At 45.7% G+C, this 16,208-nt stretch carries 11 protein-coding genes; 5 read left to right on the top strand and 6 right to left on the bottom strand.

All coding sequences use genetic code 11. The features are described 5' to 3' along the window. Positions 1-2: 2 nt before the first annotated feature. Positions 3-2,045 (bottom strand): oligopeptidase A, encoded by a 2,043-nt coding sequence (prlC, locus tag NP165_RS00345; RefSeq protein WP_257084418.1) that lies wholly within the window; start codon positions 2,043-2,045, stop codon positions 3-5. Positions 2,046-2,207: 162 nt separating this feature from the next. Between prlC and NP165_RS00340 the strand changes: the two genes are divergently transcribed. The 5 genes from NP165_RS00340 (at position 2,208) to NP165_RS00320 (ending at position 8,986) form a co-directional block, all read left to right on the top strand. Then, positions 2,208-3,047 (top strand): 23S rRNA (adenine(2030)-N(6))-methyltransferase RlmJ, encoded by an 840-nt coding sequence (locus NP165_RS00340; protein WP_257084417.1) that lies wholly within the window; start codon positions 2,208-2,210, stop codon positions 3,045-3,047. A gap of 146 nt (positions 3,048-3,193) precedes the next feature. Then, on the top strand, positions 3,194-4,549 hold the full coding sequence (gene gorA, locus NP165_RS00335) for a glutathione-disulfide reductase (protein WP_257084416.1): 1,356 nt from the start codon (positions 3,194-3,196) through the stop codon (positions 4,547-4,549). A gap of 175 nt (positions 4,550-4,724) precedes the next feature. Continuing rightward, a complete protein-coding gene (locus tag NP165_RS00330; RefSeq protein ID WP_257084415.1) occupies positions 4,725-5,951 on the top strand; it encodes a serine/threonine protein kinase in 1,227 nt (408 codons plus the stop codon). After that, positions 5,948-6,523 carry an ECF-type sigma factor gene (locus NP165_RS00325; protein ID WP_257084414.1) on the top strand — a complete coding sequence of 192 codons (576 nt, stop codon included), beginning with the start codon at positions 5,948-5,950 and terminating at the stop codon, positions 6,521-6,523. The genes NP165_RS00330 and NP165_RS00325 overlap by 4 nt, the downstream gene beginning before the upstream one ends. A gap of 207 nt (positions 6,524-6,730) precedes the next feature. Beyond that, positions 6,731-8,986 carry a putative Ig domain-containing protein gene (locus NP165_RS00320; protein ID WP_257084413.1) on the top strand — a complete coding sequence of 752 codons (2,256 nt, stop codon included), beginning with the start codon at positions 6,731-6,733 and terminating at the stop codon, positions 8,984-8,986. 72 nt (positions 8,987-9,058) lie between these two features. Here the strand turns inward: NP165_RS00320 and NP165_RS00315 are convergent, their stop codons facing one another. The 5 genes from NP165_RS00315 to NP165_RS00295 all read right to left on the bottom strand — a co-directional run bounded on the left by NP165_RS00315 (position 9,059) and on the right by NP165_RS00295 (position 15,567). Next, the gene (locus NP165_RS00315) at positions 9,059-9,958 is read right to left on the bottom strand and encodes an SPOR domain-containing protein (protein ID WP_257084412.1); all 900 of its coding nucleotides are present in this window, start codon (positions 9,956-9,958) and stop codon (positions 9,059-9,061) included. A 166-nt stretch (positions 9,959-10,124) separates the two neighbouring features. After that, a complete protein-coding gene (locus NP165_RS00310) occupies positions 10,125-11,063 on the bottom strand; it encodes an ABC transporter permease (RefSeq protein ID WP_257084411.1) in 939 nt (312 codons plus the stop codon). Between the two features lie 2 nt (positions 11,064-11,065). After that, positions 11,066-12,043 carry an ABC transporter permease gene (locus NP165_RS00305; protein ID WP_257084410.1) on the bottom strand — a complete coding sequence of 326 codons (978 nt, stop codon included), beginning with the start codon at positions 12,041-12,043 and terminating at the stop codon, positions 11,066-11,068. 168 nt (positions 12,044-12,211) lie between these two features. Further along, on the bottom strand, positions 12,212-13,762 hold the full coding sequence (locus tag NP165_RS00300; RefSeq protein ID WP_257084409.1) for an ABC transporter substrate-binding protein: 1,551 nt from the start codon (positions 13,760-13,762) through the stop codon (positions 12,212-12,214). 89 nt (positions 13,763-13,851) lie between these two features. After that, positions 13,852-15,567, bottom strand: a complete 1,716-nt coding sequence (locus NP165_RS00295) for a dipeptide ABC transporter ATP-binding protein (RefSeq protein WP_257084408.1) — start codon at positions 15,565-15,567, stop codon at positions 13,852-13,854. Between the last annotated feature and the right edge of the window lie 641 nt (positions 15,568-16,208).

Raw genomic sequence — 16,208 nt, 5'->3', positions numbered from 1 at the left:
AGTTAGGCGCTGATACCTGAGTGACGCAACAAAGCATCAATTTTAGGCTCGCGACCACGGAAGCGTTTGAACAGTTCCATTGGCTCTTCACTGCCACCCATCTCAAGGATGTTATTCAAGAAGCTCTTACCCGTTTCCGCGTTGAAAATGCCTTCTTCTTCAAAGCGAGAGAACGCATCCGACGACAATACTTCTGCCCACAAGTAGCTGTAGTAGCCAGCGCTGTAACCACCAGCAAAAATATGGCTAAAGCTGTGTGAGAATCGGTTCCATTCTAAACTTGGTAGCACCGCGACTTTCGATTTTACTTCAGCCAGCGTTTCCAATACGCGCGGGCCGACTTCTGGATCGAATTCTGTGTGCAAGGTAAAGTCGAACAAACCAAGCTCTAGCTGACGCAGGATAAACATCGCCGACTGGAAGTTCTTCGCCGCCAGCATTTTATCCAACATCTCTTTTGGTAGCGGTTCACCCGTTTCATAGTGACCGGAGATAAACGCCAGCGCGTCTTCTTCCCAACACCAGTTTTCTAAGAACTGACTTGGTAGTTCGACTGCATCCCAAGGCACACCATTGATGCCAGAAACCGAACCTGTTTCAACTTGAGTCAGCATATGGTGGATGCCGTGACCAAATTCGTGGAATAGCGTGACCACTTCGTCGTGAGTAAACAACGCAGGTTTATCACCGATAGGACGGTTAAAGTTACACGTCAGGTAAGCCACTGGCGTTTGTAATTCACCTTCGCCATTGATGCGACGTACACGACATTCATCCATCCACGCACCGCCACGTTTGTGCTCACGCGCGTATAGGTCTAGATAGAAGCTGCCGCGTAGTTTGTTCTCTGAATCGAAGATATCAAAAAAGCGAACTGACTCATGCCAGGTATCCACGCCTTCGCGCTCTTTCACTGTCATGCCGAAAACGCGTTTAAGCACTTCGAACAGACCACTTACCGCTTTCGCTTCCGGGAAGTATGGGCGCAATTCTTCATCTGAGATTTGGAATAGATGTTGTTTTTGTTTTTCGCTGTAGTAAGCAATATCCCAAAGGTTCAGTTCTTCTACACCAAACTCACTCTTCGCAAATTGACGTAGGTCTTCGACTTCACGTTCACCTTGTGATTTCGCTTTGCTGGCTAAGTCATTCAAAAAGCCTAGAACCTGAGATGGATTTTCAGCCATCTTGGTTGCCAGTGACTTTTCACTGAAGGTGTTAAAACCAAGCATGCGTGCAATTTCGTGTCGCAGTTTTAGCTGTTCGTTAATGATCTCACTATTGTCCCACTTACCTGCGTTCGGACCGCGATCCGATGCACGTGTGACGTACGCTTCATACAACTCTTTACGCAGCTCTTGGTTATCACAATAAGTCATCACTGGTAGGTAAGACGGAATATCTAGTGTCAGTAAGTAACCATCCAGCTCTTTAGCTTCTGCTGCTGCTTTCGCCGCTGCCAGTGCAGAGTCTGGCATACCTGCAAGTTCTTTTTCGTCGGTCACGTGCTTTGTCCAACCCATGGTGGCATCCAACACATTGTTTGAGAACTTAGAGCCTAGCTCCGACATACGTTTGCTAATTTCGCCGTAACGGTGCTGCTCGTCCGCTGGCAAACCGATACCGGACAATTCGAAATCACGTAGAGAATCTGTGATGGTTTTCTTCTGCGCTTGCGTCAACTCTTCATAAGACTCATCCGCTTTAATCGCTTTGTACGCTTCAAATAACCCTTTGTGCTGACCAACCCAAGTACCGTACTCCGACAACATTGGTAAGCAGCTTTCGTATGCCTCGCGCAACTCATCGCTGTTCACGACTGAGTTCATATGGCTCACTGGTGACCAAATGCGGCTTAGGCGATCATCCACTTCTTCAATCGGCGCAATCACGTTTTCCCAGTTAGGAGCTTCGTTATCTTTTAACACTTGCTCAATCTTCGCGCGGCAGTCCGCAATGGCCTGCTCAACAGCAGGTTTTACGTGCTCAGGTTTAATCTGAGAAAACGGAGGGAGATCCGTAAAAGTCAGTAGTGGATTAGACATAAAACATTCCTTTTGATTCAAAGATGTACCTCTTGAGTCATCTTTGCTACTTATCGTTTGTGTTAGATAGTAAATATAGGTAGGTTCTGCAATTTTCAATAGTAACGTATACTAAGTGCCATTATTCATGATGCGCCTCGCACCGATTCTGAGAGAAATATTTTGTTAAGTTATCGCCATAGCTTTCACGCTGGAAACCACGCTGACGTAATAAAGCATATTGTTCAAAGCCTTATCCTAGATTCCCTAAAACAGAAAGATAAGCCTTTTGTCTATCACGATACGCACTCTGGTGTGGGTCGTTACGATTTAACGCATGAGTGGTCAGAGAAAACGGGCGAATACAAACAAGGTATCGCGCGAGTGTGGGATCAGAAAGACATCCCAGAAGACCTTCACGGCTACCTAGATGCAATTAAAGCGCTGAACAACGGTGACAAACTGCGTTACTACCCTGGCTCACCGCGTGTAGCACGCGCTCAAATACGCAAACAAGATCGCATGGTGCTGACCGAATTACACCCAAGCGATTACCCGTTGCTTGAACAAGAGTTTCATCGCGATCGCCAGGTCAGCATCTATAAAGAAGATGGTTTTAAACGCCTGAAAGCGAGCTTGCCACCACAAGAGCGCCGAGGTTTGGTGCTGATTGACCCACCTTACGAGCTGGCAAAAGAGTACCGCGATGTAGTGCAAGCGATCTGGCAAAGCCACAAACGCTGGGCGACGGGTATCTACGCAATTTGGTATCCTGTGGTCAATCGTCACGACATCGACGACATGATCGAAGGTCTAGAAAGCCTAGGCATTCGCAAAATCTTACAAATTGAGTTGGGCGTGGCACCGGATACCAACGAGCACGGTATGACCGCATCTGGCATGATTGTCATTAACCCACCGTGGAAACTGGAAAGCCAAATGAAAGAGATTTTGCCTTTCCTTAAAGAAGCCATTGCACCGGCGACCGGTCATTGGAAAGTAGATTGGATTGTTCCTGAGTAAGGCTCTGTAACAGCAAATTAAAATGGGATGGATTGAGTTCAACCGATTCATCCTTAATATACAAGAATACATTTAAACTCTCAGGGAGCTTGCGGCGTCACGAAAGTGAATAACCAGCCCTCGCCCCTAGATAAACGGAGAAAGTAATGGCGACTCATTTTGACTATATCTGTATCGGCGGCGGCAGCGGCGGTATCGCATCAGCAAACCGCGCGGCAATGTACGGTGCTAAAGTAGCGCTAATCGAAGCTCAAGACCTTGGCGGTACGTGTGTAAACGTTGGCTGTGTGCCAAAGAAAGTAATGTGGCACGGCGCGCAAATCGCTGAAGCGATGAACCTGTATGCAGAAGACTACGGCTTCGACGTAGACGTAAAAGGCTTCGATTGGAGCAAACTGGTTGAGAGTCGTCAGGCGTACATTGGTCGTATCCACCAGTCTTACGACCGCGTTCTTGGCAACAACAAAGTTAACGTGATCAAAGGCTTTGCTAAGTTCGTCGATGAGAAAACGGTTGAAGTAAACGGTGAGCACTACACAGCGGATCACATCCTGATTGCTGTTGGTGGTCGTCCAACTATTCCAAACATCCCTGGTGCAGAATACGGCATCGATTCAAACGGCTTCTTTGACCTAGCAGAACAACCAAAACGCGTTGCAGTTATTGGTGCAGGTTACATCGCGGTTGAAATCGCAGGTGTTCTTCACGCTTTGGGTACTGAAACTCACTTATTCGTACGTAAAGAGTCACCACTGCGTAGCTTTGATCCAATGATCATCGACACATTAGTTGAAGTGATGGACACAGAAGGTCCAAAATTGCACACGCATTCAGTACCAAAAGAAGTGGTAAAAGAAGCAGACGGCAGCCTGACTCTACACCTAGAAAACGGTGAGAGCCAAAACGTTGACCAACTGATCTGGGCAATCGGTCGTCACCCAGCAACAGACGCGATCAACCTTGCGTCAACAGGCGTTGCAACTAACGACAAAGGCTACATCAAGGTAGACGAATACCAGCAAACTAACGTGAACGGCATCTACTGTGTTGGCGACATTATGGAAGGTGGTATTGAGCTAACTCCAGTTGCAGTTAAAGCAGGTCGCCAGCTTTCTGAGCGTCTGTTCAACAACAAGCCAAACGCGAAGATGGACTACGATTTGGTTCCAACCGTTGTATTCAGCCACCCACCTATCGGTACTATCGGTTTAACCACACAAGAAGCCGAAGAAAAGTACGGCAAAGACAACATCAAAGTCTACACGTCTGGCTTTACTGCGATGTACACCGCGGTCACTAAGCACCGTCAACCATGTAAGATGAAGCTAGTCTGCGCGGGCGAAGAAGAAACGGTTGTTGGCCTACATGGTATCGGCTTCACTGTTGATGAAATGATTCAAGGCTTCGGTGTTGCGATGAAGATGGGTGCAACCAAAGCAGACTTCGACTCTGTGGTTGCCATCCACCCAACTGGCTCGGAAGAATTCGTTACCATGAGATAAGCTAAGGCGTTAATACTCCTTAAGCATATGTATGAAAAGCAGCCGAAGTCGGCTGCTTTTTAGTATGATAAATATCAATAACCTCATAACCATCTCAATTTTAAGAAAATAGTGAGATAAGCATTCCATTTCTCATTACACTGTGCGCATAAGAAACAATATCAATCAACACGCAGTGAATCTAGACACTAGCAAAACCCAGCTGTACTACTTGTTGCTGGACTTAGATGAGCAACAAAAGCAAGCGAAGCTTGAACAGATCAGACAAAGTCAGCCAGAGCTCTATCAGGAAGTCTCTGCTCTAATTAATGCGGAAAGCTCTGATAATTTAGATCAGCTTTTTCATCGTACGCTTCAAAATAGCCTACTTCAGCAGACTGACTACAGTCATCAAACCGTCGACAAATACCAAATCCTGCATGAAATTGGTCGGGGTGGTATGGGGGTGGTTTATGCCGCTTGTCGTGCGGATAAGGCTTTCGACCAAAAGCTCGCAATCAAGTTTCTGCAATCAGACATAATAGGGCTGTTCAGTCACCACGCCCTGTTTGATGAAGCTCAGCTGCTGGCTAAGTTGAATCACCCCCACATCGCCAAAGTGTTTGATGGCGGGATCCATGACGGCGATGTGTACATTGTGATGGAGCAAGTAGAAGGACCTAACTTCAAGGAATATATAGAGCAAATCACACTCTCACGCTCAGGCAAACTTAAGCTTTTTGTTCAGATCTGCTCAGCCGTGGAGCACGCGCATCAAAACGGAATTTTGCATGGGGATCTCAAACCTGAAAATGTCCTGATAAACCACCAGCATCAAATAGTGAAGCTGATAGATTTCAATCTCGCTCCAACACACTCCTATTCATATTCCTATGGCATATTCGCTTATAGCCAACAGTTTGCGAGCCCAGAACAACAAGCTGGACAAGCGATGGCGTATCAAAGTGATGTTTACTCTCTTGGTCAGATCTTGCTCTGGTTGTTTCCCAATGAATCGGCCTTATCGGATTTAAAGGCCATCCAGAATCACGCAACTCAGGCTGAGATAAGTCAACGCTACCATTCTGTAGAGCAACTGAAAGTGGACATTGAAGCAATCATCGCGTCAAAGCCGATTTCACTCAGACGCCACTTATGGTTTTATCCTCAACTTTGCTTACTACAACGTCGCCCTATCAATTGTGCTCTCCTACTCGCAATAGCAGCAATTGGTACCGGCTTATCGACAGCGCTCTTTACAAAGCACAATCAGCTAGAACAACAAAAACTGATGACTCAACGGCTCATCGAAGAGATGTCTCAAAGCAACTCCCCCCATACGGTAGAGCTCCTCACGGATATCAGCCTTGACCAGAATAGATCCACGAACGACACGGCTGGGGAAAAGGAGAACGTGATATGACAAGTGACTCAAAGTTAACTGACCTTATCCATGGATGGCAATCTGGCGACAAACAGGCGGAAAACTTACTGTACCGTAGTGCGTATTTGCAACTGAGAAAGATTGCACGTAAAGAGAGGGAGCGATGTGCTAATAAGTATGGTGACACCAATATCGAGATGCTTGATAGAGCATGCAGCACGACCATTTTGATTCATGAGTCTTACGTCAAAATATCGAGCTCCAAAACAAGCCACATACAAAACCAGCGCGAGTATTATTTGATGGTCACTCAAGTCATGCGTCAAATCCTTATTGATAATGCTCGAGCCAATCAAGCAAAGAAACGGCAGAAAACCAAAGACTGGAGCTGCACGAAAGAGAGTGACACAGAGCAACTCATCGAACTGAATAAAGCGCTAGATTGCTTTAGCGAGCTTTACCCTCGCCAATCCAAAGCCTTAACACTAAAGTACCTGATCGGCTTAAAAAACCAAGAGATCAGCGAACTTTTAGAATGCAGTAATAGCCTGATTGAAAAAGACCTGAAGTTTTCTCGTAGTTGGCTTCAGTCAAAGCTCACTACTGTTTAGCTGTTTTCTTATCATTTCAGACCGCAAACAGATATCCCCAATAAATAAGTGGAAAAGTTTAAAAATATTTTACGGCTTTTCTCTTGTTTTCCGTACCTTGAACCTCTATGAAAAATCCAATAAAAATGTCTCTCTTTTTAGATAGCTAAACATTTGGCTTAAATAAGCCTATCTAGAAAAGCATAAAAAATTAAAGGATTATTCAGAATGAAAAAACTAAGTTTACTAGCAGCGTCAGTGGCTATTGCACTTACAGGGTGCGGTGGCTCAGATAATGATGATAGCAGCACATCAACTACGCAAAGTTCGCAAAGTGGAGTAGAAATCACTGCAATTGATGGTTACTTGAAAAACGCAGCCGTATGGGTAGATACAAACGAAAACTTAATCTTAGACATCAGTGAAGATACTAAGCTGGATATCGTTACAAACGAATACGGCAAGTTTACCCTTCCGGAAAAATACAAATCTCAGACGGTATTTATTCAAGCAGTCGCTGGTCAAACGGAAGATACTACTCGCGGCTTCATTACTGAAGACTTCTCACTTGCTTCAACTTCAGGCTCCACCGTTGTTAACCCGATGACCAATATGGTCGTTAAAAAGGTTGCTAATCAACTAAAAGTAGATTCGACTCTAGACATAGAAACAGCGATAAAAGAAGCGAAAAAGGCCGTAGTTGAAGCTGTTACTAAATCGGGTCTAAAAGTAGATGCTTCAATGATTTTTGGCGACTACATCGCGAAAGCAGACGAATCTAAAGAAGCTCAAGCGCTAAATGCAATCGGTGAAGTACTCGTTGATAACGCTGACATTGATGTCGAGAAACAACTAGAAGTTGCAGATCTCGTTGCGAAAGAAGCGAACGATATTATCGAAAACAACGGTAATGTGGCGGATTTTGCTCCTGTTATCACTATACCAGCAGATGACAACCCAGTTGTGGTAGAGAAGAACCACCGCCCAACAAGCTCTCAGACGATTGAGCCAATCACAGTCGTGCTAGGCGATGTTATTGCATCATTCACTGTGTCATTTACCGATAGTGACGATGACAAGCTAACATACGAGCTAAAAGTTCTAAAAGTAGGTGATGGGCTGCATGGTTTATCCATTGACTCGACAACTGGCGAAATCAGCGGCACTCCAGTATCAGCTGGCGTATTTACATACCAAGTGTTTGCGACTGACGAACATAAAGCACGCTCTTACCCGCTAACCTTCACAGTAACCGTTGAAGCGCCAAACACAGCGCCAGTGATCAACGAAGATGTAAAAGTTCAGCTACAAGATGAAATCAGTACTTGGCAATGGGTTGAAGGTGAACAACCTCTTGATACATTGAACATCTCAGCGCTATTTGACGATGCTGATTCAGATATACTGACCTACCGTGTTTTATCTTCGCTAAGCGTCAATAGTGGGGAGCAGACAGGCTTCCAAGTATTGCAGGATAGTAACGGCAACGTTTCATTCGATGGTCCAGTTCCTAACTCAGCAGAAGCAGGAGCTGAACACCTATACGTTTACGCCAAAGACAGCGTTAATGCAGATGAGCCATACGTAATGTTTGAACTGCCTGCTATCGCTGAAGGCACAACTGTTGATCCGGAGCCACCTTTAACCGCAGAGCGAGGATTCACAGAAGAACATTTCGACGGCCGAGTTTGGAAAATGGGCAGCTTTGCCGGGCATGATGGTGAAATCGGATACGCGACACTGAAAAAGGGTCTTAATGGCCTTGAGTTCTGTTGGGGCTCAAGCGATTTAGAAACGACCACTTTCTACAAAGGTAACATTAGCAACCAAGGTATAGAACTGCTGTCTGATCTAGACTCACTACCAAGCTACCTAGACTACCAAAACCAAGACTGTTGGGGTGTTACGTTAGAAAACGGGACTTTGAAAGACGAAGGTGGTTTCGTTTCAACAGTACTCTACCAAAACATTACCATGGATAACCAATATCAGATGTTGGTCAAAATTGGCTCGGAGCAGTTATTCTGGCTTGACTCAACAAACACTCCATTTGCCCAAACATTGGCAGTTGCAGAAAAAGTAGCTGAAAGTGTCGTGGAATACGATATGACGGTAGAAGCGACCAGCGGGCATATTGAAGAGTTGGACGGCCCAGAACTAAGTTACGCTTCAGGTAAGTTAACATACCAAACGGATACTTACGCTTTTGAGTCAATCCTACCGACAGGTTTCCATACTCCTGGAAACTACCGAGTAGAGCAAGACGGCAACGGTGCAGATCAATTGGTTTTAGAGGAAACGGGCGAAATGTCTGACTACAAAACGCGCTACCGTTACGTTAACCGCGATTTTGGTGACTTCTACATTGGCATTAAGTGGAGCACAGAGCAGAACTTTGTTTCTTCGAAAGACTACGGCTTATACACTCGCAATGAGCAATTGATGCAGGATTTATTATCGAACTACCGCATCATTCAAGACTAGGTTAGTCAAAAAAATCAAGCCCCGCACTGCGGGGCTTTGTTTTAATTTCTGGATTTCAAAACTCTAGCCACGTTACTTCACACACAATACATTTAACTTCGAGCTGCCTTTTAGCTGATTTACTTTCCCACTGTAGAACAAGCCTGTGTTCTTTGCCCCCCAATACGGCAAATGAATCGGCCACTTACCTTTCGCCATCACTTGAGAATCAAGCAGTACTTTCCAATCCGCTGGTGTCGCTAGGTGCATCCCTAAACTACGGCAAGTTTTATTCGCCCCATCGTAGCTCATTCGGTTCCACGGCAAATCGTGCTCCATATAGAATAACTCATCACTAAACATCACATAAGGGACTTTGTATTCCTTACCATTTAGCGTTGTTTGTACACGAATAGATACTTCCGTTTTTTTCTTCTCTACTACTGGTTTAGGTTCGGGTTTCAGATCCGTTTTCACAGGCGCGGTAAACACCGCCTGAGTCCGTTTTTCGGCTGAAACTTCGACTGGTTTAGCTGTTGGTTTTTGTGCCGAAGGTTTAACATTCGCTGAATTAAGAATCTCGCGAATAAACGCATCTTTGTAGCCTTGCTCTTTTCTCACTTTCGCAAGTTCACTACTTGCTTGAGAAAAATCCACATATGGCCCAATTAAGCATCGATATTCTTTGCTTTCCGGTTTCATCCAAACGTCGGTTGAAATGTGCTGGTACAAACGCTTTGCTCGATTAAGCGACAACGGCTTAGGGTAAATCCCACACTGAATCCAGAATTTGGAACCTTGGCCTTTCGGCTTTTGCTTACCCCATAAGCCATTCCCAATCGGGCAAGACTTATCTAACAAAGGCAACTGTGTGCCTGAGGTCTGAATAGCATCACATAAGAACTCTTCTGCTAATGTCGGTGCAGGTATCATTACCATCAACAGTGTCGAAATACTCAAGATATTCACTAAAGGTCGCTTTCGCATCGTCATGTTCGTTTTCCTAGTCCTTACTCAGTCCTGTCTACGTATCAGAGCGCGTCGATATTGTCGTGGGTTTATCGGCTCAATAACAAGATATAGAATGCAAAAAAAAGAGCCGTAATTCATTACAGCTCTTAGTGTAGAGATTTTTTTGCAACCAAATCTTGGGGTTAGATCACCCTTTATAGATTTTTGGGTTAAATACGTCGCGCAACCAGTCGCCAAGTAAGTTGATGACCAGTACCAAAGTCACCAGCACAATACCAGGGAAGGCCGTAATCCACCAAGCTCCTGAGAAGATGTAGTTGAAACCGATGCTGATCAACGCACCCAACGACGGTTGGTCCACAGGTAGACCTAAACCTAGGAAAGAGAGTGCGGCTTCAGACATGATCGCATTGGCTACCTGCACAGTGGAGATAACCAAGATTGGCGATAAACAGTTAGGCAGTATGTGACGGAACATGATGCGCGGAGCTTTAAATCCCATCACTCGAGCCGCTTCGACATACTCTTTCTTCTTCTCTGCGAGTACCGACGCACGAATGGTACGCGCGTACTGTGGCCACTCCGCAACACCGATAATTACCACCAACATCACTACCGCATATTGGCTGTAAAAGTCGCTGCCAAAGCTGGCTTTAAAGATCGCAGAGACTATGATCGCCACCATCATAGTTGAGAACGACAGCTGAACATCGGCAAAACGCATCAAGAAGCTATCGATACGACCACCAAAATAACCCGCCGACAAACCAATCACGATCCCTAAAACCAGCTGCAGACCCACAGCAAGAAAGCCAATCGTCAGTGACAGGCGCGAGCCATAGAGAATGGTTGAGAGAATGTCGCGCCCTTGTTCATCCGTGCCGAGGACAAAACGCTCTTCGCCGCCTTCCATCCACGAGGGTGGCAGCTCTGAATCCATAATATCAATGGATGCCAAATCATAAGGGTCAGTCGGCGACAGTATTGGGGCAGCCAGTGCCATCAACAGAAACAGCATGAAGATGGTAAAACTGGTCATCGCTACTTTGTCGCGCTTGAAGTAATAAAGAAAATCAGATTGTTTAAAACGCTCCCAACGAGAAGGAGCCGCCGATACTTTGCTCATGGTTACGCTCCTTTTCCAGTCAGGTTCACAGTTGGGTTAATCAGACCGTACAGCAGGTCGACGATGGTATTGGTCACCACGAAAATCAAACCAACAAAAATCACGTAAGCGGTAATCAGAGGCGTATCGACTCGGTTAATCGCTTCGAGGAAAAGGAACCCCGTACCCGGCCACTGGAACACGGTCTCGGTAAGAATGGTGTACGCCACCATAGTACCGATTTGCACCCCGCCTACGGTTAGAACTGGCAGCATGGTGTTTTTCAGTGCATGTTGGTAGTAGATTTTGTTCAGCGCCAGGCCTTTTGCCTTGGCAAACTTGATGTATTCCGAGCTTAGTACTTCGAGCATTTCAGAGCGAACCAATCGGATAAACAACGGCAGCATGATGGATGCCAATGAAATACACGGCAGAATCAGATGTGCTAAGCCGTCTAGTGTGAAATAACCCGACTCCCAGCCGAGTATGTTGGCGGTTTCTCCCCGCCCGTAAGACGGTAGCCAGCCTAATTCTATCGAGAACACATACATCAACATAATCGCGGTTAAGAACACAGGTATCGAGATACCGATACTACTGAATGCCATGACCACTTTAGTCAAAATGCTTTTTGGGTGAATTGCCGAGTACACCCCGAGCGGGATCGACAACACCACTATGATGACAGTAGCACCAAACACCAGTTCCAGTGTGGCCACTAACTTATCTAAAATCACTTCCACCGCTGGACGCTTGAAGAAATAAGATGTACCTAAATCACCCTGTAGAGCTGCGCCTACAAAGCGAGTGTATTTTGTAATGAAGGGATCATTCAGGCCGAGTTCGTCACGCAAAGCTTGACGCTCTGCTTCCGATACCGACTGACCAACTAGCTCACGCAATGGGTCACCCAGATTATCCTGAATGGCAAACGCCACCAAACTGATCACAAACATCACTATCAGTGCCTGAAACAGGCGCTTGACCAGAAACGAAAACATTCCTTGCCCCTTAACTTTCCATAGTTTTTCAGCCTACAAGCGAGATAGAAAACCCGCCTATTTTTCAGTCTTAAAAATGGCACCTAACCCGACTGAAACAAAGTTAAGCACCAAAAATTTAAGCTGGCACCCGTGTATTCGGGTGCCAATTTTACATGTTGGGTCAGGTTATTTCACAACCAAGTCGCCAAAGTAAGGGTAGTCCATCGCGTTGACGATCGGCGCTATATCCACGTTCGATTTTGCACCCCAAGCTAGGTTCTGCCAGTGTAGAGGAACAAATGCCGCGTCGTTGTACAGCGTTGCTTCCACTTGCTGTAGCATAGCTGCACGTTTCGCAGGATCGGTTTCTACGTTTGACGCTTCAACGAGCTTATCCACTTCTGCATTCGAGTAGTAACCACAGTTGTACTGACCTTTACCTGTCTCTTCGTTACGAGTCATGGTTAAGAATTCAGAGAAGTTCGCTGAATCTTCTGTATCAGAGTGCCAGCCGATCATAAGCATATCTGCTGCACACTTATCGAATTCTGGCCAGTATTGCGCTTTAGGCATGGTCTTCAGGTCAACTTTGATACCAATCTTAGATAGCATTGCCGCCGCCGCTTGAGCGATTTTCGCGTCGTTCACATAACGGTTGTTTGGTGCCATCATAGTTAGCGTAAAGCCTTTCTCGTAACCCGCTTCTTTCATCAGCTCTTTCGCTTTTTTCAGATCGTAGCGTGGCACTAGGTCTGCGTTGTAACCTGCGTAACCTTCAGGACCTTGTTGACCCGCAACAGTCGCGAAACCCTTCATGATTTTCTTCACGATACCGTCGTTGTTGATTGCGTGAACAATCGCTTGACGTACGCGCACATCTTTCAGCGCCTCATTACTGGTTTGGTTCATTTGGAACGTAATGATACGAGTACCAGGAAGCGTTACTAGATTAACACCTTTCGCGCTTTCTACACGCTGGTGATCATTTGGAGCCACTGGCGCAATCATATCTACGTCACCAGAAAGAAGTGCAGCTACACGTGTTGCGTCTTCTTTGATTGGCACAAGCGTTAACTTATCTACGTTACCTGTGTTTTTGTCCCAGTATCCACTGAAACGCTCGAACTCCACTTTTACGCCCTGCTCACGCGCAGTCACGATAAATGGACCTGTACCTGAAACATTGGTTGAAGCAAACGAGTTGCCGTGCTTCACAACTTCGCCTTTCTCTTTACCGTCAGCCGTGGTGCCCGAGTAGAACTTGCTGTCCATTGGGAAAATGTAAGTCGCCGTTTGTAGCACCAGTGGGTATGCACCTTTTGAAACCAGCTCTACCGTGTAGTCGTCTACCTTAACCATCTTCTCGTAAGGTTCGAAGATGGCTTTAAAGTCTGGAGAATTTTGGAGACGGTCAAATGTCCAAACCACATCGTCAGCGGTTAGCTCATTGCCCGAGTGGAATTTCACGCCTTTACGCAGTTGGAAACGGAAAGTCGTGTCATTCACACGTTCCCATTTCTCAGCCAGACGCGGTTCAAAATCTAACTTTTGTGTGTAGCGAACCAACGGATCAAACACCATGTGAGACATTTGCAGTGTACCGCCAGAGAGCTGTTCATGCGGGTCCAGTGATACTGGATCGGCATCGTAAGCGACGGTGATATCTGCTGCAGCTGCACTAAAGCTTAAGCCTGCTGCCATTAAAGCCACTGCTAATTTGCTTTTCATGGTTTTCATTGCATAACTCCTTATGCGGGATTTATCCCTAGTTGTTGTATTTGCTTGTGTTTATTTTGCCCAATCAAGCATTGGGAAAGTGTGACGACTTATGCCGTTTTTATATCTTCTCGTAAGCCTGTAAATTCAGGCATTAACGAAATCAGTTGCTTGCTGTATTCATGCTGTGGTGACGTAAACAATTGTTCGGTTGGCGCGACCTCAAGCAGCGTGCCCATCTGCATCACCCCAACTCGGTCACACATTTGACGAATAACTGGCAAATCGTGACTGATGAACAGCATGGTTAAGTTCAGCTCGTCTTGTAAGTCTTTTAGAAGGTTCAGGATCTGCGCCTGCACCGACACATCTAATGCAGAAGTTGGCTCATCACAGATAAGTAGACGCGGACGAGTCGCTAGCGCACGCGCAATAGAGATACGCTGACGCTGACCACCTGAAAATTCGTGTGGGTACTTAACGCCCGCCATTCTGCCCAAACCCACGTGATCAAGTAGATCATTTACGATCTGCCTGGTTTCCGCTTCGCTATTGGTCAATTTATGGAAACGAATTGGCTCAGCAATAATGTCCGCGATCTTCATCCTTGGATTCATTGAAGAATAAGGGTTTTGGAACACCATCTGCATCTGACGACGCATCGGTCGGCGTTCTTTCTCTGACTTCAGCGCGGTTAAATCAATACCTTCAAAAGTCACACGACCAGAGTTTGGCTGATACAGGCCAGCGATAACACGTGCAATCGTCGATTTACCTGAACCAGACTCACCTACTAGACCAAAAGTTTCCCCTTCAAACACTTCAAAACTAACGTTATTTGATGCTTGTACATATTCACGGCGACTTTCAAATAGAGAATCTTTGGTCGTAAAACGAAGATTTACACTTTCAACGTTTAACAGAGCACCTGTGTAGCTACGTTGATCTTGGCTTTGTCCAAGCCAGTGGTTTTTCACATCGAGCGGTTCCATCTCATGCGCTTCTTCGATGTAACTCACCAAAGGGAATCGGTCGAGTTTGACATCTGAACGCGGCACCGCCGAAATCAAGCTGTGGGTGTATGGATGCTCTGGTGTACCCAATACTTTTTGGGTTGGGCCGAACTCAACTAAGTCACCACGGTACATTACAGCAACACGGTCAGTCACGTTGGATACCACACCCATATCGTGAGTAACCAACATACAACCGACATTGTTCTTAATGCACAGGTCACGGATCAGTTGCAGGATTTGGTCTTGAATGGACACATCGAGCGCGGTGGTCGGTTCATCGGCAATGATCAAATCTGGCTCGCCCGCCAGAGCGATCGCGATCACCACCCGCTGACGCATCCCCCCAGAAAACTGATGCGGGTACTGCTTCAGACGGTTTTCTGGCTGTGGAATGCCCACTTGGTTCATCAAGGCGAGTGAACGCTGATAGGCTTCTTCGTCTGACACATCCATATTGGCATGGATGGTTTCTTTTAACTGCTGCTCAACCGTAAACAGAGGGTTTAGCGATGTCATCGGGTCTTGGAAAATAAACCCGATCTTCGAACCTCGTACCTTACGCATCTGCTCTGGGGATAGGCCGGAGATTTTCTCACCATCGAGAAACACATCGCCGCTAGCAATTTGCCCAGGAGGGCTTAATAAATCAATCACCGCATTACCCACGGTGGACTTACCCGCACCAGATTCGCCAACAACACCAACAATTTCCCCTCGCTCAATATTGAACGATAAAGATTTAACTGCAGCGTGCACACCGTGGCGAGACGGATACTCAATACGAAGATTTTTAACTTCTAAAAGTGACATTAACCAGACCTCTACTGCTTCGGCAGCTTTCTGCCCTGTCTGAAAAGTGAATCCATTCGAGTCAGTCAATTACTGACAATCTATAAGATCAGCAATTTGGCAAATATTTCACAAAAAAGCAACATAGATAGTATAAAAACTCGACATCAGACAGAATACAAGCACCTTATAAAATAAGTATGCGATTAACCAAAAGTATAAATTGATCCGACCACTTTATAAAATTGATAGGCAATATATAAATGGTAATCAATCAGAGTTAATGGATATGTAGCCAGTCAAAAATAAAAGCATAAATATTCAATCAACAAGTTATGCTTTGATGATATTGAATATTGATTTCCCCAATTACCGAAAGAAACATGTCTTTTGATCGAAACTTTAATAGTAGTCGATGAAGAGCTAGACTTTGAAAATCAGGCGAAGCTAGACCCAAAAACATGAACCTCGACACGCTAAACGTAAAAAGCCCCAATCGTTTGACTGGGGCTTTAAGTATTCTAGCTAACAATATGATCTAATTAGACTATTCCCATGAGGACTCGTAAATAGCCTTAAAAATCCGACTTTCAAACCCTAAGCAGAATGCACCGCCCTGTTCAGACGACAGTACGCGTATTAGATTTAAATCACTTAGCGAA

Source organism: Vibrio japonicus (genome assembly GCF_024582835.1).
In the GTDB taxonomy this organism is placed as follows: Bacteria; Pseudomonadota; Gammaproteobacteria; order Enterobacterales; family Vibrionaceae; genus Vibrio; species Vibrio japonicus.
Note: the sequence above shows the minus strand (reverse complement) of the source record. Positions and strands in the feature narration are given on the sequence as shown.